Origin of the sequence: Domibacillus sp. 8LH (assembly GCF_038806185.1) — a bacterium.
GTDB lineage: Bacteria > Bacillota > Bacilli > Bacillales > Domibacillaceae > Domibacillus > Domibacillus indicus_A.
The window spans coordinates 12,520-33,295 of sequence record NZ_JAVJNG010000033.1; the positions used below are offsets into that span (position 1 = coordinate 12,520).

Sequence of the window (20,776 nt, forward strand, 5' to 3'; positions counted from 1 at the left end):
TTCTTCGCAACAATCTTTTCAGCATTGCTCCTTTTAAAGAAATTCAACACATCCAATTCTCTTTTTATTTCACTTTTACATACTCCATTTTTTTGTATATGAATTTTTCTTAAACCGAGCTAACTCCCTCCTTCTGGACCGTTTATAGCCAATAAAAAAGCCAGGGCTGTTCTTCCCCGGCTTCCCTGCTTTTATGAACACCTATTAAACAGGCCGCTCTTTTCGAAGCACACGCATATTCAGTAAAACGAAGACGGCAATGAACCCAGCAAGGACGAACAAATCGATTCCTGTTGTATCCATTCCTGCGCCTCGTGTCATAATGTTTTGCAGGGCGTGAGCCGCATACGTAAGTGGCATTAAGCGGTTAATGACCTCTACCCAGACGGGTGCGTCAGATAAATCAAAGATTCCGCTGAAGAAGATCTGTGGTACGATTGCAAGCGGAATAAACTGAATAAGCTGAAACTCGGATTTTGCAAAGCTTGACAGCAGCAGGCCGAGTGACAAAGCGACGCTTGCAGTCAGTAAGTTCACAAGCAGCAGCAAACTGTAGCTTCCGGACTGGGTCACATCCAATACATTCACCATAAACAACTGAATCAGCAGCGTTTGAATGACGACAAACAGAAAAAAGCCGATGAAATATCCCCATACGATACTCGACCTCTTTAATGGTGTCGCGAGTGTTCTCTCCAGTGTGCCCGATGAGCGCTCACGGAGAAAGCTTACCCCTGAAATAATGAATACAAACAAAAAGATAAAAAACCCCATTAAAGCGGGGGCCGTTTGATCAAAGAGCCCTGCATCTTCGTCGCCGTACAAAAAATCAATTTGCGGCTTTCCAACAGCCGTAGGTGCAGACTCAGCCGGCACATTCGCTTTCTGGCCGAGCTGAACCTGCAGCTGCTTGATTTGTTCGAGCAGCTGCTTGTTTACCGTCTGCCCCTGCTCAACGGATTGTTTGGTTAAAGCAGATTGAATTACCTGGAGCGCCTGCGCATTTTTGGACACGTCACCTCCTTCGATTAAAATATGAGGTGTTTCGTTTTCTAGATAAACAAGCGCATCGATTTGCAGCTCTTTCATCGCTTCTTCCGCTGCTTCGCGTGACGCATACGAGCGGGCAGGCGTTTCTTCTTTTAATATTTGTTCGAAGGACGCCGGCAGGCCAACTGTGCCGATCGTAATGTTGTCTGAACTCAACCCTAAAATGGTAAATAATAAATAAAGAACAAACAAAGGAGCCAAAAACATCATCGCCATCGTCCGTTTATCTTTGAATACCTGGGCAACGACACGTTCTGCGACCACGAGCGCCTGCATTACACCCCCTCCTTTTGAATAAATACATTTTCAATCGACCCGAAGCGATTGGTCAGTTCCTGTGGAGTGCCTGCGTCAATCAGCCGTCCATCCTGGATAAGCAACAGACGGTCACACTTTTCTGCTTCATCCATAATGTGGGTCGTGACTAAAATCGTCACTCCCCCGGAGCGAAGTGCTTCAAACTCTTCCCAAAACGTTCGCTTCAACTTCGGATCAATCCCCACAGTTGGCTCATCGAGCAGCAAAATCTGCGGTTCATGAATGAGCGCAATAGCCAGACTCAGCCGGCGCTTCATCCCTCCTGAAAAAGAATGGATAGGCCGATCCGCATCCCTTGTTAAATCCACAAAACGCAGAACATATTCCATTCGCTCTGCCAGCTTTTTCTTCCGGAGTCCGTATAATTTACCGAAATACTTCAAGTTTCCTTTAGGAGTTAAATCGTTATACAAAGCATCCGATTGTGCCATATACCCAATCTGCCTCGATACCTTAAGGGTGGGCTGCTGTTCATTGAATACATGAACCGTTCCTTTCGTCGGAACCTGCATGCCAATCAGCGATTTAATTAACGTCGTTTTCCCCGAGCCGCTTGGTCCAATCAGTCCGACCATTTCTCCTCTTTCAATGGAAAAATCTACTTCTTTTAAAACATCCTTTTTTCCAAATGACTGAGAGTAGCCTCGAACCACAATCATCGTAATCCCCTCCTTTTATACAACAATTGTTGTATAACAATCGCAGTGTATTCTATCTTTATTATTAAGACCCTGCTTTAAAGAATCAATTTGCAAAACAATCGATCTGTTGTTTATCGAACAAAAGAGACAAAATTGTCGTTTAAAAGGAGGGAGAAGGATGAAAAAAGTGGATTTGCGTGTTCGTCGTCCACTTCAATCCATTGAAAAAGCGTTTTTGGAGCTGTTAGCGAAAAAGCAGTTTCAAGACATTACGATTCAAGATATTGCCGATGCCGCCATGATCAACCGGGCTACTTTTTATTCTCATTATGCCGATAAGTATGAGCTGCTTGACCGATTGATTGACGAGCGGTCAGCGGCTCTTCGAGATCACTTTTCTCCGCCAAGGCATGTACATGGCGGGACCTTATACCAGAAGCAATTTTTATTTGTAATAGAGTCTGTTTTTACCGTCGTTGGGCAAAATGCTGATTTCTTTACAACACTGCTGGCCCAAGAAGGAGAAGGCAATGTTAAGGAGCGTTTTGCTCAGACAGCAAACACTCTTTTTACGGAGCAGTTCCATATCTTATTCGGATCAAATGCCGTTCATCTCGTTCCAAAAGAGATTTTTTTGCCATTTTTAATCTCGGCGGTCACCGGAACGATATTTTGGTGGATTTCAGCAGGGCAGCCCTATTCACCGGAAGAAATGGCAAAGTACTTGATTCAAATTGTGACAAAGGGGCCGGCTGCTGTGATGGGGCTTTCTATTGAGCAGTGAACCCAGGAGAACTTTTTACTTTTTAAGTAGAGGCTCCGTTAAAGTATGTTGTTGATTTTTTTGATAGTCTATCTATTATTACACTTATGAAAATCTAAGGCTTTTAAGGTTTAACATTTAATTTTTGTTTCATCAATCTACCACGTTATATATTTCACTTCTTTAGGAGGGGGCCGATGAAAAAATTCCGAGGCAAACGACGTTATTTCCACAATTTGCAGGAGCTGGCAAATGTACAAACCAGTTATATTACTCTTGATAAAGATGCTTGGTTTGACTTCTGGCACACACACCTTGATTTTGAGGGAATTGGCAACATCAGATTGAAATTCAGGAGAGAGCATGTAAAAGCACATTTGAATTTTTACAAAAGTCTTCTGGTACAAATGGATTCCATCAAAAAACCATATCAATCTTGGATTTATATTCACATGGATGATGCAGGACAGGATGCGGTGTATATTCACACACCTAATCCTAACAGTGACAACTTCCCTTACAAAAATGACGATATAGATTGGAGTTGTAGTGTTCCTGAATTCTTGAACGACCTTGTAGACCTAAATACGTATCGTGTAGGGTTTTTGAACTCGCCATATGAACAAGCATACTATATTCAAGCTAAATCTTACGGTGTACCTTTACAAAAGCAAAAATGAAAAAGCAAGGAGAATATAACCTCATTAGGGTTTTGTTCTCCTAAAAATCAACATTAACCTTTAACAGAGCCTAAGTAAAAAAAAGCCTTCATATCTAAAAAGAGACAAGCCTTTCGGTTCGGAAAGGCTTGTCTCTTGGAAACACTTTTCATTTTTAATCATTTCATTTTTACAGAAGAGCAGCTTTGCCACCGGCTTACTTTCTCTTTGCCAGCCGTCATTGAATTACTGGCAGCCGGTTACGTACCGGCTGCTGGCTGCTTAAAAAGTGTTTTTCGTTACTTCATCAAAATCCCCTATTGTTGAGGAAGGAATGATTGGTGAACTGCTCCTGTACTTCATACAAATACGTTTTGATTCATTCCTGCTTCTCAGTATGGTTCTCCACCACATATGGTAAGGCACAGGTCTCCCGCTCCATGAACGCATTCACACAACGGAGACAGGCATCCATTCATGGTTAATGTTATGCGGATATTTTGGTGCTTTCCTTCTTTTTCTTTCTACTCCAATACAAAACAAATAATAGAATAAACCATAAAGGAGTCATCAGTAAGGCCGGACGTGTTTCTTCGGCAACCAGCATAATAATCAGAATCATCGCAAACAATGCTAAAACAAGGTAATTCACAAATGGTGTGAATGGTGCTTTGAATGTTGATTTTGCTTGTAAGTGTGGCTGTGTTTTCTTATACCGTAAATGGCAAATGAGAATGACACTCCAAACCCAAATAAAGCAAATAGCGCTTATGGTTGTTACGATTCCAAAAGCTTGTTCCGGGATCAGTTTGCTTAAAAGAGCTCCTGCTGATACAACAAGTGTGGAGATCCATAATGCGTTACTTGGTACATGATTTTTATTCAGTTTAGCCAAATGGGCTGGACCCTGATCCTGATTGCTTAAATTATAAAGGATCCGGCTCGTTGAAAACATCCCGCTGTTGCAAGCAGAAGCAGCTGAAGTTAACACGACAAAATTAATAATTCCCGCGGCAATAGGAATCCCGACTAAACTAAACGTTTTAACAAACGGACTTTCCGCTGCAGTTAGTTCCGTCCATGGATTAATACATAACAGGACGATCAGTGCGCCTACGTAGAAAAAGAGAATTCTTAAAGGAATTTTATTAATAGCAGATGGGATGTTTTTTTGTGGATTAGATGTTTCCGCTGCCGATACACCTACTAATTCTACACCGACATAAGCAAATACAACCATCTGGAATGACAGCAAGAAACCTGAAATTCCGTTTGGAAACCACCCTCCGTGCTCCCACAAATTTTGAACTGTAACGGTTCCTGCATCTGTTTGAAACCCCATCACGAGCAAGATAACTCCTATGCCAATTAATGCAAGAATCGTAATAACCTTTATTAAAGCAAACCAAAACTCCAACTCTCCAAAAAGCTTTACTGTTAATAGATTTAGTCCTAATAAAATGATTAAGCAGATAACCGCTGGTATCCATTGCGGAATATCAAACCAATATTGTACATATACACCAACAGCAATTACATCAGCCATCGCCGTCATAATCCAGCAAAACCAATAGGTCCATCCTGTTACAAACGATGCCCAAGGTCCAAGATAGTCTTCAGCAATGTCTGTTAAGGATTGATATCCACCTTTCGATAACAGAAGTTCTCCCAATGCCCTCATCACGAAAAAAAGCGCAATACCGACGATTAAATAAGCAAAGATGATAGAGGGACCTGCCATTTGTATCGCTTTACCGGACCCTAAAAATAATCCGGTACCAATCGTTCCGCCAATGGCAATCAGCTGAACATGCCGGTTGGATAAATCCCTCTTTAATTCTTGTTGTGCCACATGTAACGCCTCCTTAAAAACAATAAAATCTTTAATGTGAAACAATGAGCAATAGAGTAAAACCTATAAAAAAAAGAGATTGGATGTCCTCCAATCTCATGGTCATAAGAATAACAAATAATATTTGCCACGCCGACAATAATCCGCATAACAAATAAATATTCAATACTCTTCTGTCCTTTTGCCTGAGATTGTGAACCCTTCGGCGCCGTGAAATTCAATCCCACGGTCTCTCCAGAAGCTGCTCCTGCTATAGTGTGATCCATAGCAATCATAGCCTGCTATTTATTCAATTTTTAAATAGGTATAACTATTTTCGAATAGTTTATAATTTTAGTAGCAGTTAAACGTTTTGTCAATAACAAAAGTTTATTTTGTTTGTTTATCTTTCCAGAAAGCGCGTGATTTCTTATCCATTCACTCTATTTGATTCCCACTTATGAATCAATGCGGCAGCCAAAGAAGGACACTAAATAAACGCTCGTGTTTATTTAGTGTCCTTCAGATCGAGAAAACAAAATAGTAACCTCTTAAATTTCTTTACTGCTCTTATGTAAGAAAAACATTATTCCTTTTCTATACTAATAAATAGATTATTGTTTAAAGAGGTGGCACTGATGACCGTCCCTTGCTTTTCGTAGTAGGTTGTTGCTCCAAAGCGCATTTCCTGGTTCCATCCCCAAAGTCTAATGATGATTGTGTAATAGAATGGAAGGCCGTATGACTCAGATGCAGGACCCCAGCTGTATTCGGCATACCTCTCTTTCATATCTTGCTTTGTTAATTCAGCACTTCTCGGTACAGGAAAGCTCGTCTTTATTTCGGAACCACGAAAAGACAGTAAAAGACCCGCCGCTAGAAACACTAGTATAGTACTAAATAAAAACTTCTTCTTATGTCTTACTACCAACATTTTTCTCTTTCCACCTCATTCAATTCACTTTGATGCATGACGGTTTTTACTTCCTGTGTGCAGGCAGCTCTCTGATTTCAGCTTTTTCATTACCAATCACTCACATATTAACCCCAAACATTACCATTATACCCAAATATGTCTTTGTTTTGGAAGTCTTATTGGTGATATCTTTCATAGCCGAAAATACCCCTGTTCTTTAAAAAACATTTCTCTTATTAGTGATAATACATATGAGTTATGCTGTTATTAATATCTTTGTTTTTTCAAGGAAGCTGACTTTGAAGCACTTCATTTACTAATGCTAAACGTCAATCTGGGGTGTACAAAGTGAAAAGAGAAGTGATACAAGAACTCAAAAAAATGTATGAGTTTATACTAGATTGGGATTTCCCCTATCAGGACATCTCCAAAATGGAGAAGGAATTTGAAAATCAAAATCCCGAAATAGAAAACTTCATAGAAGACTTTAATGATTTTTGTCTGCTTGTAGCTGGAAACTGCACTTACGTTCTTGCTCATAAATGAATTCCTAAATCTCAACGTAAAAATATAGAGAAGAGTTTTTTCTCTCAATATCCACAGTATCATTTTATCCAATCCGCGCTTTGCCAGTATGCCGACTTAAACCGAGAATTGCAAAGCTTCGAAAGGGCAAGAGTGCTGCTCGTTAAAATCATCGATTCATAAACATAATTTTTTATATAAAGGAGGGTATCTCTTGTGATGAAGATATATATCACGAAGGAAGGTTTGATTCAGAAGAAGAATGTATTCTGTGCGATGACATTCAAGACGTTCAAAACTATATATTGGACCTGCAGAGTATAACCACTATGATGAAGACACCCTCCAGTTTTTAAATAACTTTATTTGCTCACAGGGACTATTTCCTATTTTGCTTACAATTGAACCGGACGGGGATTTAGCTTTATACAAATGATAGCCGAATCATTGAAAAGCTGACCGATCATTTGCCGAAGGGGACAATAGTAGAAAACCATTAGCAAAAGAAGAGAAACTTTCGCTTTACTGCTTAGTAGAAACAAAAACTGATAGCGTTCTAACCAACTGTTTAGGTCAACTGTAATCTAATCCATGGCTAATACTACTTGTCTGTATTGATGTACTGTTGATGAGAGATGGATGAAAGGAAACTTCTTAGGCCAAATACTTACAGAAACCTTTATGGTACAATTATCCAAAAAGGGAGTTTTATTATGAATTTTCTAGAACAGTTCCTTCCGCTTCTTGTATCGCTATTCATTACTACCATTACTATCATTGTTCCTATCGCTATCATTCTTTGGTTTCTTCTAAAAATACTTAAGAATCAAAAAGAACAATTGACTCTCTTGAAAGATATTTTGAAGAAACTAGATACTGAAAAGAAAACTAATGTTTAATCTATTTACTCAGTATTTTCGGTCAATTACTGCTTAAACTAAAAGTAGCATTTCTTACTCGTATAGACGAAATGTTAAGTAACAGGTTGAGTTGTTTTGCTTTTAATGTTTTAGAACTGTTAAGCGATAATATTGATATTCCATCAAAAGAACAAATAAAGGAGCAAGTACACTCCCTTATTTGTTCTTTCTTTAACTACGCACCCCGTTAGCCATCCATGTAGCGCAAAACCAGCGCTACACCACAGATAATGAAAATGGATGCAGAACGGGTATAGAATACTACGGCTGGAAGAGGAAGGTCGATCAACTATGGTGCCTTAGAGCCCATCCGTTAGTCTGACTCCAACGACCACGGTGCATCACAGAATGTCGCTCCCTTACGGGAAGCACTCATGGGAGATTAATCCTGCTCTGGTTGTTGCACCAGCCTCTACTAATAGCTGCCGTAGAAAGGATGATTACAATGGACGTAATCATTGAACGTGCATGTGGCATGGATGTTCACAAAGACTCGATTACTGCTTGTATTGTGACGCCGAATGGAAAGGAGGTTCAGACATTTTCCACTAAAACGGTATTTCTACTACAGTTAATGGACTGGATTAAGGAGCACGGTTGTACCCACGTAGCGATGGAGAGTACAGGGGTGTTTTGGAAACCAATTGTGAACTTACTGGAAGCCGAGAATATCGAGTTTTTAGTGGTGAATGCTCAACATATGAAAGCAGTCCCCGGACGTAAAACAGATGTTAAAGATGCCGAATGGATCGCCAGTCTTCTCCGTCATGGATTACTCAAGGCTAGTTATATTCCTGATCGAAATCAACGGGAACTGCGGGAGTTAGTTCGGTACCGCCGCAGTATTATTGAAGAGCGTGCCCGGCAACATAACCGGATTCAAAAAGTATTAGAAGGAGCGAATATCAAGCTTGGCTCTGTTGTTTCCGACATTATGGGTGTTTCAGCTCGTGACATGCTTCGTGCCATCGCAGATGGCGAGGATGATCCTGAAAAACTGGCAAGCTTCGCTCGCCGTACAATGAAGAAAAAAAGAGATGACCTTGAGCTTGCCCTCCGGGGCTATATCAATCCACATCAACGTCTAATGATCAAAACCATTCTAACGCATATTGATTTTCTAAGTGAACAGGTTGAGATGCTAAACCAAGAAGTGGCTGCTAGATTGACCTCATCCCAGGAAGATATTGAACGGCTGGATTCCATTCCCGGTATCTCCACTCGTATGGCCGAACAAATCTTAGCTGAAATCGGAACCAATGTCGGAAAGCAATTCCCGAGTGCTTCCCATTTATGTTCTTGGGCAGGACTAGTACCTGGGCATAACGAAAGTGCGGGCAAAAGGAAAGCAGCAAACATGAAAAAAGGAAATAAGTATCTAAAATCTGCTTTAATAGAGGCCGCCCATTCTGTGCGGGGATCGAAAACCTACCTTGGAGCCTTGTATAGACGTACAGCAGCCCGTAAAGGGAAAAAACGTGCCGGAATTTCCGTTGCTCATGCCATATTGAAAATTTCCTATCATCTCTTAACACGCAAAGAAATGTATGTAGATTTAGGCGAAGATTATTTTGACAAACAAAAACAACAATCTATTGTACGATATTCTATTCGAAGACTAGAAAACCTAGGGTACAACGTTACGATCACGGAACCGAAGGTCTCCTAATCCCAAAAATAGCACGATCGCGAACATGGCGCTGAACATTTTTAAAAAATGAATGGGCTGCGTCTAATTTAGTATGGCCATTTTATGAAGTTAGAGAATTGAATTTTCATGGGAGTTGAACAAGACAATAAAATAATTTTCATAGTACAATATTAATATTTACAAAAGGAGCCTCACTCTTATGAATATTTTAATTTTAGGTGCAACTGGGCGGGTTGGAAGTCAAATAGTGACTTGTGCCCTTCATGACAGACATCACGTTACCGTATTAGTTCGCACTCCAGAGAAGTTTCAAATAAATAATGAAAATTTAACTATTATTCAAGGGAATGTTTTAAATAAAGATGATATAGGACGTGCAATGCATGAGATTGATGTAGTTATTAGCGCACTGAATACTGATGGCACGACCACTCTATCAGAAAGTATGCCACTTATTATCGAAGCAATGGAAAACGAAGGTATAAAACGAATAATAACAATAGGAACTGCGGGTATTCTGCAAAGTAGAACCACGCCAAATTTTTTGCGTTATCAATCAAGTGAATCAAAGCAGAAGTCAACCCGTGCAGCGAAAGAACATCATAAAGTTTACGATATGCTCAAACAATCAACCCTCGAATGGACGATTGTTTGTCCTACGTACTTGCCGGGTGGAGAAAGGGTAGGCAACTATCGAATAGACCGAAATTTTTTGCCGGAGGGTGGTGCTGAAATATCCGTACCGGATACAGCAGAATTTACATTTAAACAGGTAAAAGCAAGCGATTATATAAAATCACGGGTAGGTATCGCCTACTAATAATATTCTTATACTACTTTCATATTGGATTAACCCGTTTTGTTGAAAAAGAAAATGGGATGCGGCAATAATCCCCACTCTTTAACTAAAGCTCCCTTTCTAGAATATCTATGATTAATAAGTAAAGGAGATGTTGTAAAATTAACATCTCTTTTTTTACTAAACTGTTCTTTGGTTGAAGAAGAATTGCTTAAAATTCAATTTTTTTCTTCGGAGAAATGTTTGGTTGGTCTATTAATGCAGCAACCCTCTTTCCTTTTTTAAATCTAACGTGATTAAGCCAATAAACAAGAGCCTCCGCATCGTAATTAACAATATATCCGGCCTCTTCATCGTATTTCCAATACTTATGGTCATTGTTTCTATCGAAAAGCCAATCGAAAAATTCCATTTGAAGTTGACTAATATTTCTTCCTATTTTGGCAGGACATCGAACATATTGTGTATCAGGTCCTAAAGACACCTCTACAATCATTTTTATTGCTCCTTTTTGTTTCATTTTCTATTTTAGTTTTCGTTATCCTTCTTCAACTAACCTGCCCATTTGTTCAATAAAAAAGGAGGTGCCGCAGCTACCTCTGTTGTTAAGCTAAAGCCCCCTATAGTTTAAGTACAATTCTTCACGTTATTCTCTTTTTTTGTTTCTTTGCCCTTTTGGTTACTAAGGACAAAACTAATAATTGCTGCAATGCTACAAACATATGGCAGGAAAGAATAACCCCAATTAGATATGACATAACCACCAATGATTGAACCAATGGTAATACCAATATAAAGAGCCGTATTATTCCACGCCATAACAATTCCTCGTTCCTTGGGATATTCGACTGTTAATCGTGCTTGGTATGATGTAAATCCTGCATACCCAACCAAAGCCCATATGAACAGAAAGAAATAAATCCAATCCCCAGATGAGAAGAATATTCCTAAACAAACGAGTATAAGGGTCAATAAAATTAGCGTAGCTTTAGAAATCTTCTTTTCTCCAAACCTGTCTGTGAATTGTCCACTTATAAGACTTCCTAAAACAGCACCAATACCATAAAAAGTAACAGCTAATGCGATTTCTGATGATGTGAATCTATTTTCGGAATAAAGAGCCGCACCTAAGTAAACATAAAGAGCATACATTGAAATCGCCCAAATGGTGGTAACACTTACTGAACCAAGTATTCTTGGCAGATTTCCTTCTAATAGATTTTTTGTTCCAGTCCTTTCAGGAACATATTTCCACGCTTTGAAATTTATTACCGCCAATAAAGTCCCTATAATAGCCATTACAACAAATACTGAACGCCAACCAAGAAAATGCTCTAGTAACGTACCGATTGGTGCTCCTGCCCAAAGAGCTGTTAAATGTCCTGAAACAACAATAGAAAGCCAAGTTCCTCTCCGATTTGATGGTGCAATATCCCCGATAATGGCATAAATTAAAGGAGTGATTGCAGCAACCGCCAAACCAGCTAAAATACGACTAATGATTAACCAGGTAAAAGAAGGTGAAAAAGCAGTTAAGGCATTAGAAAAGGAAAATAACAATAACCCAAATGTAATAAAAATCCCTCTTCCATTTTTATCTGAAGCCCAACCAAAGAAAGGTGCTGCAATAGCATATGTTACAGCAAAAACAGTTACCATCCATCCTGTCATCGCTGAACTAACACTATACGCTTCCGAAATGAACGGCAGTAACGGGGATACTACAAATAAATCTGTACCCATTAGAAACAAAGTTATCCAACCAACACTTAAACTGACTTTCCCTTGCAAGCCCATTACATCCCCCATTTACAATTATTATTATATGTATATTTTTTAGGGTCGTAATTGTTCAAGAAAACTGCTCCGTTTGTTCAATAAGAAAAGGAGGTGCCGCAGCTACCTCCGTTGTTAAGTTAAAGCACCCTTTAGTTTGATAAGCAACACTTCGAAGATACGGGATTATTGTAGCATACTCTCCAATTTGTCCTTCACTAGCCCCCATTCTTGGTCGATTACACTGTAAAACACAGAGTCTCTTAAATAACCGTCAGGCATAACCATATGATTCCGAAGCACTCCTTCTTTTACCGCACCCAGCCGTTCAATTGCCTGCTGAGACCGCACATTTCGACTATCTGTTTTTAACTGAACACGAATTGTCTCAAGTGTCTCAAAGCAGTGTTTCAAAAGAAGATACTTACATTCTGTATTTATTCTAGTTCGCCAAACAGTTGGAGACAGCCATGTCCACCCAATTTCCAAGTTACGGTTTGGTATGGATATATTAAGAAAACGAGTGCTACCCACAATTTTTCCTGAATCCTTATCGAAGATAACAAAAGGAAATTCGCTTCCTTGCTCTCTTGCTTGAAGTGCTCCATTCACAAGGTACTTCATATCTTCAATCGATTGAACTTTCATTGGCATGTGTGCCCATATATCTGGATTGTTTCCCGCATCAAATAATTCCTGTACGTGATAATCCTCCATAGGTTGTATCTTTACTCTATCTCCTATTAATACTACTGGTGTTATCTCCATAATTCTTCTCTCCTTTTTTCTTTGGTACGATTATATAAACAAACTGTCCTGCATTAAAGTGACAGTTTTTTATTTTTTATAAGGTACAGATAAAGGAGGGAGGTTAAGCAACTCATCTTCCACTAATCTGCACCTTTAGTTGAGGAAGAAAAAAGACCGGCTGGAACAGCAGCCGGTTCTTAAACTCTTGCTCCTGTTAGTTCAACAAAACCTATCCTTAAATCCACTCTTTCCCATGTTCACGAATGAATTTAATTTCGTTCTGGTAATGTTCAAGATGTCCTTCATCTATCATTTTCTGAAAAGCCGAATCTCCTTCATTCGCTTTCCTTTTTATCGTCTTACACATCCCTTCTAATCGCAACAGTACTATTTCTAAAAAATCCAGTGGCATTTCCTCACCGTAGGCTTCAAAAAACAATGTTAATCTCTTCTTTATGAGACTGGCATGTAGTGAAGGATCATAGTTGACATGGTGGACCTCCTGCTCTGTTTCAGCAGGATAAAAACTGCTTAATGGCAAGCATGTATACAGCGTGTAGGCTATATCCCAAATTTTCGGGCCAGGTCCAGCAACATCAAAGTCAATGATGCCCACTGGTTTTTCATAGTTAAAAATAATGTTGTATATAGCAAAGTCATTATGGCATAATACCTCTACTTTTTGAGGAGTATTATCGATTGGTTTAAACTCATCTAATAATGGAAAGTCACTTACAGCCTCATGATAAAGACGGAGCATTTTCGCTATTTCTTTTAAAACATCATTTGACAACATATATCTTTTTAAAGGATAATTCCCTGCTTCTCCTTCGATAAATGATAATATCTCTCTTCCTTTTTCATCAATACCTAAGAACTTAGGTGAATAATTAAAACCTTTGTTCTCCAAATGCTTTAATAATTTATGGATTTTGGGACTGTCTTCCTTTAAGTCTCGACGAACAGTATCTCCCGAACGATAGACGTTTGAGACATTCCCTCCTGTTAGCATTTCTTCGTTTTCGTGCTGACTTTTCATTAAATTTCCCCCAATTTAGGGACGCTATGATTGTGTCAATAGAGATGTATTTTTACCCATAAATAAAAGCAGATATACAATAGTATCTGCTTGGTAATGGGAATTTAATTGTCCACACCACGCATCCCCTAAATGATTTTAATTCAAATAAATAGACATACTACTCCCATAAAAAATTATGGAAAAAGTAACTATTTATTTTTATTAATTATTCATCATAGGGTTTGCCACATGTAGAATCTTAATTCCCCTTCCATTACATCTCTATCTTAATCATACATGCGCTATTATTAATAGACAATAACTATTATTAGATTATTGTTAATTTTCCGATTAAAACCTTCTATCTTCTTCAACTATCCTGCCCCGATAGTTGAATAGTGTCCTCCGTTTCAATTTCTATAGTCAAGTCAATAATTCCTTTGAAAGAAATTTTAAGGGGGAGATGTATTTTGTTATTATCACAAGCATGGGCAACGTATGAATCGGATAAGCGAATACAAGGGTTCTCGCCACAAACATTAAAAGCATATCAACTTCAAGTTACCTTGCTTATTCGTCATTTGGGAGATATAGAAATCAATTCACTTACGACAGAACAATTAAAAGAATATTTATCTGAATCTAGCAAAACATTAAAACCCTCATCGTTAGCTCACCGTGTTCGTTCAATAAAATCGCTTCTTCGCTGGTCATATGAGTATAAATCCTGCAGCTAAAATAAAAGAGCCAAAGGGAGGGAAACGAATTCCAAAGTTTTTAACAGAAAGGGAGATTGAACATCTTCGTGAAGTCTGTTATACACCTTTGGAAAAAAATCTATTTGAGTTCAGGTTTTCGACAGGTTGTAGAATCGGAGAGATAGTAACACTTGATAAGAATAACATAAATTGGTCTAATCATTCTGCCATAGTTAGGGGTAAAGGCGACAAGGAAAGAGAAGTTTATTTTAATATTCGATGCGATATTTGGCCTAAACGATATATAGAAAGTCGGAAAGATAATGATGAAGCGATCTTTGTAACAGAAAGGCATCCGCATCGAATGAGCAAAGCACAAATGAGATATATCATTAAACGTATATCCAAACGAGCAGGTATTGACAAAGAAATCTACCCCCATCAACTGAGACACAGCTATGCAACTCATTTGTTAAATAATGGCGCCCCCATTGAAGTGATACAAAGCTTAATGGGGCATGAGAAAAGTGAAACAACTCGAATATATGCTGAGTTAAGTGGTCAACTTAGGAAGGAATTTTATCAGAAGTATTTCTAATAAACCAATAAGAGCAACGAGGTTCAAATAACCATCGTTGCTCCGTTAAACTCTTGCCCCCGTTACTTTAAGTGCAATTCTTCACATAGTGGAAAACGAATGCTTCCCACTGTTTTTACGTTATTCAGCTGATGTTTTCATTAATTTTTTTGAAAAGTTGACTGGTCTAATTTCACTAACAAATGTAGAGCCTAATAGCAATACACCACCAAGCATTTGAACTATTGTCATTTGTTCTTGCAGGATAATTGCAGAGATCAATATAGCTACAAATGGATCTACATAACTTAGCATAGCTATACTCTGTCCTTTTAATTTTTCCATACCGGAGAAAAATAACCAAAATCCAATCCCTGTATTGATGATCCCTAAAATTAAAATAAAAGGAATAGAAGAACTTGATACTTCAAAGATACCAAAGCCTTCAGTAATGAAAACATATGGCATTAGAAGTAAAGTGGTTATTCCAAGCTGAATGATGGTCAACTCTAACTTTCCTATATCTTTAATAAATTTATTTAAAAGCAATAACGCAGCATAAAATGCGGCTGCGATTAATCCAAAGGAAAGTCCAAGTATATCATCTGATCTGGATGCACTCATGCCTTCTCCTACAATCATTAACATACCTATGATCGCTATACCAATACACACAATTTTTTTAATAGCTAATTGTTCCCGAAGTACAAAGGGAGAAAGAATCATCACAAACACAGGTGCAAAGTAATAACCTAGCGTTGCATTGGCAATTGTCGTATGGTCATAAGATTGATAAAGAAAAATCCAATTTCCTCCCAATGCAACCCCTGAAAGAATCAAAAATAAAGCATTAGATTTAACTAAATTCCATGATATTTTTTTCTTCATGATGAAGAATATTAGCAGTAGAAATAAGCATCCCAGGAAACTGCTTAGTAAAGCTCTTTCGCTCGATGATAAATCAATGTATCGAACAACTAAACCAATGGTACCGAAAATAATCATTGATAATATGAACTGAATTTTAGATTTCATCGTCTACTCCTACGAATCTGCGAAACAGCTTATATTTTGCAGATTCTTTTTCTGAATTTTACATTTCAATCACAGTCGGAATGTGCTTTGCATAGGTTAGGAAGTTATTGACGATAAGCTTTGTTTTGATCTTTATATATCCGGTTGTAGTTCCATCGCTACATCCGTACCACTCTTCCAAAAGCACATCCTTATCAAAAACAACCTGCACAAGATTTCCCTGGTCCATTAAAACACCAAATACAGTAGCAGCGCCGATTTTTACACCTAGAATTTTTTCCATCAGCTCCGCAGGAGCAAAGGATACGCGTGAAATGCCGAGTGCATTGCTGAAATCTTTTGATTTGAATGGCTTATCTGCAGTAGTTATAAATAAGTAAAATTTTGTCTTTTTACTATTGCAGAGGAACAGCGTTTTTACCATTTTCACATTCAGTTTTTGATTGATCTCAATACAATCCTCCATCGAAATTGCTTCATCTGTATTCACTCGTTCAAATGAAATCTGTAAATTTGCTAATGAGTCGTAGACCCTTTCTTGTAGCGGAGACTTATAGCTGTCTAGTGCTTTTTCCATAATGTCACTCACAAAAAACATCTTTAAATACCTTTTCCTTTCCTAACTTGAAGTTTTAATAGTAAAAACATATCATGTTTACATGTATTACAAAAACGAATATTTCTCATGATGTGTATGACGAAATCAGATGCGAGGGGCAAGAGATATGAATATCCAAAAATATATGGCATTTGTCAAAGCAGCAGAATTTGGCAGCTTTACAAAAGCTGCCGAAGCATTGGACTATACACAGTCTGGAATCAGCCGTATGATTAACGATTTAGAAACGGAATGGGGGGTTTTCCTTTTCGAAAGAGGACGTGCCGGTATCAGTTTAACCTCGGATGGCTTAAAGTTACTGCCCCAATTAAAGCGAATCTGTAATGAGCATGAAATCTTAATGACGCAGATCGAAGACTTACACGATATGCAGTCTGGGATGATTCGTATTGGGACATTTTCGAGCGTAGCAACCCATTGGCTCCCTAACATTATTAGAATTTTTAAGAAGGATTACCCAAAGATAGATTTTGAACTTCTGCTTGGTGATTATACAGAAATTGAAAGCTGGATTCTAAATGGACGTGTTGACTTCGGATTTGTGCGGCTGCCATCAAAAGCAGAACTAGAAACTATCTTTTTGGAGCAAGACCGTTTGCTGGTAGTGATTCCGCAAAATCATCCGCTTGCTAATTGCGAAAAATTTCCGATAAACGACTTGCTGAACAGTCCGTTTATGCTTTTGGAAAAGGGGGCAAAAGCAGAAATCTCTGAAATTTTTGAGGAGCATCGTATTTCACCGCAAGTTAATTTCACAACATGGGATGACTATGCCATTATGTCTATGGTGGAAAACGGGCTAGGAATCAGTATATTACCGGAATTGATTTTACAGCGTATTCCTCACAAAATTATAGCGAAAGAGCTTGAAGTTCCTGCTTTTAGAAATATTGGTATTGCTATGAGAGAGCAAAAATCACTTTCCCTTGCGTCCAAGAGATTTTTAGAATATTTACCCTATAGGAACAGGGAGTGAAAAAGTGTCTTGCACTAACCTCCCTCTATAAACATTGATGTATCTACGGTTTACATCACTTCGTGATGAAGGAAAAATTATTTTTATACTGCTCCGTTAGTGCAATAAAAAGCCTTACTCCTTATTGAGTAAGGCACCCCGTTAGCAAAAATACTAGTAAAAAATTTAAAAAGAATTTACGGATTTGAATTTGTTACCATACAATTTTATAATTGTGTGAAAAAAGGATGAGGATTGTGCCTATTAATTCGTTTATAGTGATTCTTTCAAGCACAAAAGAGAAGTATTCAAACGTAAACGGTTTGCTTATTTCTCTCTTCTTTCTAACACTCTGTTTTATTTTTCAAGGAATAACTCAATTTAAAAATTCGGCCTATTTTCACTTATTTTTTGGGATGAAATCGCCGCATGAAAGATATTACATAATGTTGTAATTCCATGTGTTAATAGTTCCTCATTTATATATGAGTAACTAATACGCAAATGATTATTTTCTTGCCCTACTGGATAACATGCTGATCCTGGTAAAAATGTTATCTGTTGTTTTTTTGCTTCTGATAAAAGAAGATGACTATCAATCCAAGAAGGCAAACTGATCCATAAATTTAATCCTCCTTCTGGTATCGTCCAAGATACACCCTCAGGAGAAAGACTTGTAAGTAAATCAAGAGCTAAATCTCTTCGGATTTTTAGAGCCGTCCTCAACTTCTTTGAGTGATCTATCATTCTTTTAGAGTTAATCAAGGGAAGAATAGCCTTTTGTGTAAGTAATGGACTTCCTAAATCAGCATTTGCTTTTGCAGCTAATAAACGATTGAAAATAGAGCCAGAAGCTGTTAATATTCCTATTCTACAACTCGGAGCAATCGTTTTGCTCAATCCTCTTAAATAAATAACATTACCAAACTGATCCATGCTTTTAAGGGGGACAGGTGGTTTTTTTTCAAAATAAATCTCACTGCATGGATCGTCCTCCACAATAATACAATGGATACTCCCGGCTATATCAAGTAACTGCTTACGTCGTTTTAGAGACATAACAACACCTGTTGGATTATGAAATGTAGGAATCGTAAATATAACTTTTGGTTTATGTTTTTCACACAAGTTTTGGAGTATATCTATTCGCATTCCATCTTTATCAACAGGCACCGTAAGTATGGTAGCACCTCTTCCCCGAAAAATATCAATTGCCCCCGGGTATGTCGGTACTTCCATTACCACCACATCCCCAGGTCCAACAAATGTACGAGCAATAAGATCTATACTTTGTTGAAGACCACTTGTAACTAAGATGTTTTCTGGTGTAGAAGTAACCCCTGACCTTTTTAAATAGGCAGCCATTTCAATCCTTAGTTGATTATCACCTTGAACATTCCCGTATATAGACAATAACTCTGGATTCTCCGAAAGAACCTGTTGTACCTCATGCTCAAAATATCTGTTTGGAAGTAGTTTAGGATCTATCATGGACGATGAAAGATGAACTTTTTGAGGAGCAATATGATAACGAGCAAACTGGGATCTTGGTAGATAATCTTGAAGTGATAATTGCCAATCGTATGAAGGTATTGCTGCTTCCTTCTTTTTCTCGCTTATTTTTGCTTTTACAAAAGTACCTTTTCCTTGGATAGAAGTAGCAAACCCATCTTGTTCTAATTGTTTGTAAGCCTTGACAGCTGTAACCAAACTTACTTCCAGTTGTTTGGAAAGACTTCGTATAGAAGGCAACTTCGATCCCTCTTCCAAAAGTCCTGAACGGATTCGGTCAACAATAGATTGATATATTTGTTTAGATAGTGATTCCCCTCTATTTCTTTGAATATCAATTTGCACCATAAATCCTCCTAAGTGTTATACATTTAGTTAGTGTTATAGATTTATTTCATATAGCAGATGTTAGTATATTCAGTTTACACTTGAATGAAATTTATTCATACATAAGAATAAAACGTTATTAAGTAAGTCTTCATACAGAAGTTCCACAGATGAAAACATAAAGGTTAAGTGTTATAGAAGTGTGTTGAGTGTTATACACACGTTAAAGTAATATGGCACTTATAGTTGAACATAGCATTACACTTGGAAAATGGAGGAGTAACTTGTGAATCAAAAACGCTTACTACTAACTTACGGTTTAGTATTTTTTGTTACAGCTATTTGGGGACTTAATCTTGTTATAATTAAAGTATTGGTGGAAGAATTACCCCCTCAAACAATGACAGCTTTTCGAATTATGATGGCTGGGATTACAGCATTAATCATAATCGTTCTGGGGAAATCATTTCGTCGTCTATCGAAAAAGGAATGGATCTATACATCACTCGGAATGTTATTCGGCGTCGTCTTACACCACTTGCTTATAGCAGTAGGCTTAACAATGATTGATGCTTCGAATGCTTCTTTAATTCTTGCATTAGTTCCACTCACAACTGCAATACTTGCTGTTCTCTTTTTAGGTGAACAATTAACAAAATTACGAGTGATTGGTTTTATTCTGGCATTAACCGGCGTCTTCTTTATTCAGGGTGGATCATTCAGTAACATGCAATTATCTCAGGGAGAATTAATTTTATTTATTGCCATGTTTGTCCAAGCCATTAGTTTTATTTTCGTAAAAAAGGCAACAGAAACACTTGATTCAAAACAGGTAACAACAATAATGTACCTAGCTGGCTCAATTGGTTTGTTGATTATTAGTTTTATAACCGAACCTGGAGGGATCAGTGAAATGACTTCTGCATCTTTATTTACTTACTTTTTATTTATCGTATCAGGGTTAGTGGCAACAGGAATTGGATATATTGTTTTTAATGCAGCTATTCAGCAGATAGGTGCAGGACAAACAGCTATATTTAACAATTTTGTTCCATTTTTTGGTCTTGTATTTTCCGCTATTTTTTTAAATGAAACAATTACAAATTCACAATTAATTGGATTTGTATTTATTGTAGCTGGTGTTCTATTTGGTACAGGTTATATTGAAAAACTATGGGAGGAAAAACATAGACGGATTAATAATACTAAAAAGAGTGTGGGATAAACTATCAGGTTCCGTTGTTAAGTACAAAACACAAAGAAACTATTAAAATCGCTTATGAAGTCGCAATTGATTTCATAGGCATTTTTTTATTGCTGTAAGAGCATTTTGGCCAGTTAAACTAAACTGCCCTGTTCGTATTATAAGCTCAGCCAGAAAATATTTCTGGTTGACCATTTTTCATATGGTTTTATGATATCAGTAGCCAGGG

Annotated in this window: 17 protein-coding genes, 2 pseudogenes and 1 riboswitch; of the genes and pseudogenes, 8 read left to right on the plus strand and 11 right to left on the minus strand. The window is 37.8% G+C overall.

The window, feature by feature from the left end; genetic code table 11:
- Window positions 1-204 precede the first annotated feature (204 nt).
- Window positions 205-1,326 carry an ABC transporter permease gene (locus RG959_RS21680; protein ID WP_342798900.1) on the minus strand — a complete coding sequence of 374 codons (1,122 nt, stop codon included), beginning with the start codon at window positions 1,324-1,326 and terminating at the stop codon, window positions 205-207.
- Complete coding sequence (locus tag RG959_RS21685) at window positions 1,326-2,027, minus strand: ABC transporter ATP-binding protein (RefSeq protein WP_342798901.1); 702 nt, start codon at window positions 2,025-2,027, stop codon at window positions 1,326-1,328. Before RG959_RS21685 ends, RG959_RS21680 begins: the two co-directional genes overlap by 1 nt.
- A gap of 160 nt (window positions 2,028-2,187) precedes the next feature.
- On the opposite strand from RG959_RS21685, the gene RG959_RS21690 reads away from it, so the two are divergent.
- Both RG959_RS21690 and RG959_RS21695 read left to right on the plus strand, forming a co-directional pair.
- A complete protein-coding gene (locus RG959_RS21690; RefSeq protein ID WP_342798902.1) occupies window positions 2,188-2,793 on the plus strand; it encodes a TetR/AcrR family transcriptional regulator in 606 nt (201 codons plus the stop codon).
- Window positions 2,794-2,969: 176 nt separating this feature from the next.
- Window positions 2,970-3,452, plus strand: a complete 483-nt coding sequence (locus RG959_RS21695; protein ID WP_342798903.1) for a hypothetical protein — start codon at window positions 2,970-2,972, stop codon at window positions 3,450-3,452.
- 466 nt (window positions 3,453-3,918) lie between these two features.
- On the opposite strand, the gene RG959_RS21700 is transcribed toward RG959_RS21695, so the two are convergent.
- On the minus strand, window positions 3,919-5,283 hold the full coding sequence (locus RG959_RS21700; RefSeq protein ID WP_342798904.1) for an amino acid permease: 1,365 nt from the start codon (window positions 5,281-5,283) through the stop codon (window positions 3,919-3,921).
- 163 nt (window positions 5,284-5,446) lie between these two features.
- Window positions 5,447-5,531, minus strand: a riboswitch (glycine riboswitch).
- Between the two features lie 317 nt (window positions 5,532-5,848).
- Window positions 5,849-6,196, minus strand: coding sequence for a hypothetical protein (locus tag RG959_RS21705; RefSeq protein WP_342798905.1), 348 nt, complete (start codon window positions 6,194-6,196; stop codon window positions 5,849-5,851).
- A gap of 342 nt (window positions 6,197-6,538) precedes the next feature.
- Here RG959_RS21705 and RG959_RS21710 point away from each other — a divergent pair.
- The 3 genes and pseudogenes from RG959_RS21710 (at window position 6,539) to RG959_RS21720 (ending at window position 10,094) form a co-directional block, all read left to right on the plus strand.
- A pseudogene (locus tag RG959_RS21710) lies at window positions 6,539-6,886 on the plus strand (YxiJ family protein).
- Window positions 6,887-8,068: 1,182 nt separating this feature from the next.
- Entirely contained in the window at window positions 8,069-9,292 is a 1,224-nt protein-coding gene (locus RG959_RS21715) for an IS110 family RNA-guided transposase (RefSeq protein ID WP_342798906.1), read from the plus strand.
- A 181-nt stretch (window positions 9,293-9,473) separates the two neighbouring features.
- Complete coding sequence (locus tag RG959_RS21720; protein WP_342798907.1) at window positions 9,474-10,094, plus strand: NAD(P)-dependent oxidoreductase; 621 nt, start codon at window positions 9,474-9,476, stop codon at window positions 10,092-10,094.
- 190 nt (window positions 10,095-10,284) lie between these two features.
- On the opposite strand, the gene RG959_RS21725 is transcribed toward RG959_RS21720, so the two are convergent.
- The 4 genes from RG959_RS21725 to RG959_RS21740 all read right to left on the minus strand — a co-directional run bounded on the left by RG959_RS21725 (window position 10,285) and on the right by RG959_RS21740 (window position 13,638).
- Complete coding sequence (locus RG959_RS21725; RefSeq protein WP_342798908.1) at window positions 10,285-10,569, minus strand: hypothetical protein; 285 nt, start codon at window positions 10,567-10,569, stop codon at window positions 10,285-10,287.
- A 131-nt stretch (window positions 10,570-10,700) separates the two neighbouring features.
- Window positions 10,701-11,870, minus strand: a complete 1,170-nt coding sequence (locus tag RG959_RS21730) for an MFS transporter (RefSeq protein WP_342798909.1) — start codon at window positions 11,868-11,870, stop codon at window positions 10,701-10,703.
- 165 nt (window positions 11,871-12,035) lie between these two features.
- Complete coding sequence (locus tag RG959_RS21735; protein ID WP_342798910.1) at window positions 12,036-12,617, minus strand: GNAT family N-acetyltransferase; 582 nt, start codon at window positions 12,615-12,617, stop codon at window positions 12,036-12,038.
- 217 nt (window positions 12,618-12,834) lie between these two features.
- The gene (locus tag RG959_RS21740) at window positions 12,835-13,638 is read right to left on the minus strand and encodes a phosphotransferase (RefSeq protein WP_342798911.1); all 804 of its coding nucleotides are present in this window, start codon (window positions 13,636-13,638) and stop codon (window positions 12,835-12,837) included.
- Window positions 13,639-14,090: 452 nt separating this feature from the next.
- Here RG959_RS21740 and RG959_RS21745 point away from each other — a divergent pair.
- Window positions 14,091-14,916, plus strand: a pseudogene (locus RG959_RS21745) (tyrosine-type recombinase/integrase).
- A gap of 120 nt (window positions 14,917-15,036) precedes the next feature.
- Here the strand turns inward: RG959_RS21745 and RG959_RS21750 are convergent.
- Both RG959_RS21750 and RG959_RS21755 read right to left on the minus strand, forming a co-directional pair.
- Window positions 15,037-15,930 carry a DMT family transporter gene (locus tag RG959_RS21750; RefSeq protein ID WP_342798912.1) on the minus strand — a complete coding sequence of 298 codons (894 nt, stop codon included), beginning with the start codon at window positions 15,928-15,930 and terminating at the stop codon, window positions 15,037-15,039.
- A gap of 58 nt (window positions 15,931-15,988) precedes the next feature.
- The gene (locus RG959_RS21755) at window positions 15,989-16,507 is read right to left on the minus strand and encodes a prolyl-tRNA synthetase associated domain-containing protein (protein ID WP_342798913.1); all 519 of its coding nucleotides are present in this window, start codon (window positions 16,505-16,507) and stop codon (window positions 15,989-15,991) included.
- A gap of 148 nt (window positions 16,508-16,655) precedes the next feature.
- Between RG959_RS21755 and RG959_RS21760 the strand changes: the two genes are divergently transcribed.
- Window positions 16,656-17,525, plus strand: a complete 870-nt coding sequence (locus RG959_RS21760; RefSeq protein WP_342798914.1) for a LysR family transcriptional regulator — start codon at window positions 16,656-16,658, stop codon at window positions 17,523-17,525.
- A gap of 360 nt (window positions 17,526-17,885) precedes the next feature.
- Here RG959_RS21760 and pdxR read toward each other — a convergent pair whose 3' ends face one another.
- Complete coding sequence (gene pdxR, locus RG959_RS21765; RefSeq protein WP_342798915.1) at window positions 17,886-19,361, minus strand: MocR-like pyridoxine biosynthesis transcription factor PdxR; 1,476 nt, start codon at window positions 19,359-19,361, stop codon at window positions 17,886-17,888.
- 268 nt (window positions 19,362-19,629) lie between these two features.
- Between pdxR and RG959_RS21770 the strand changes: the two genes are divergently transcribed.
- On the plus strand, window positions 19,630-20,568 hold the full coding sequence (locus RG959_RS21770; RefSeq protein WP_342798916.1) for a DMT family transporter: 939 nt from the start codon (window positions 19,630-19,632) through the stop codon (window positions 20,566-20,568).
- The last annotated feature ends 208 nt before the right edge of the window (window positions 20,569-20,776 follow it).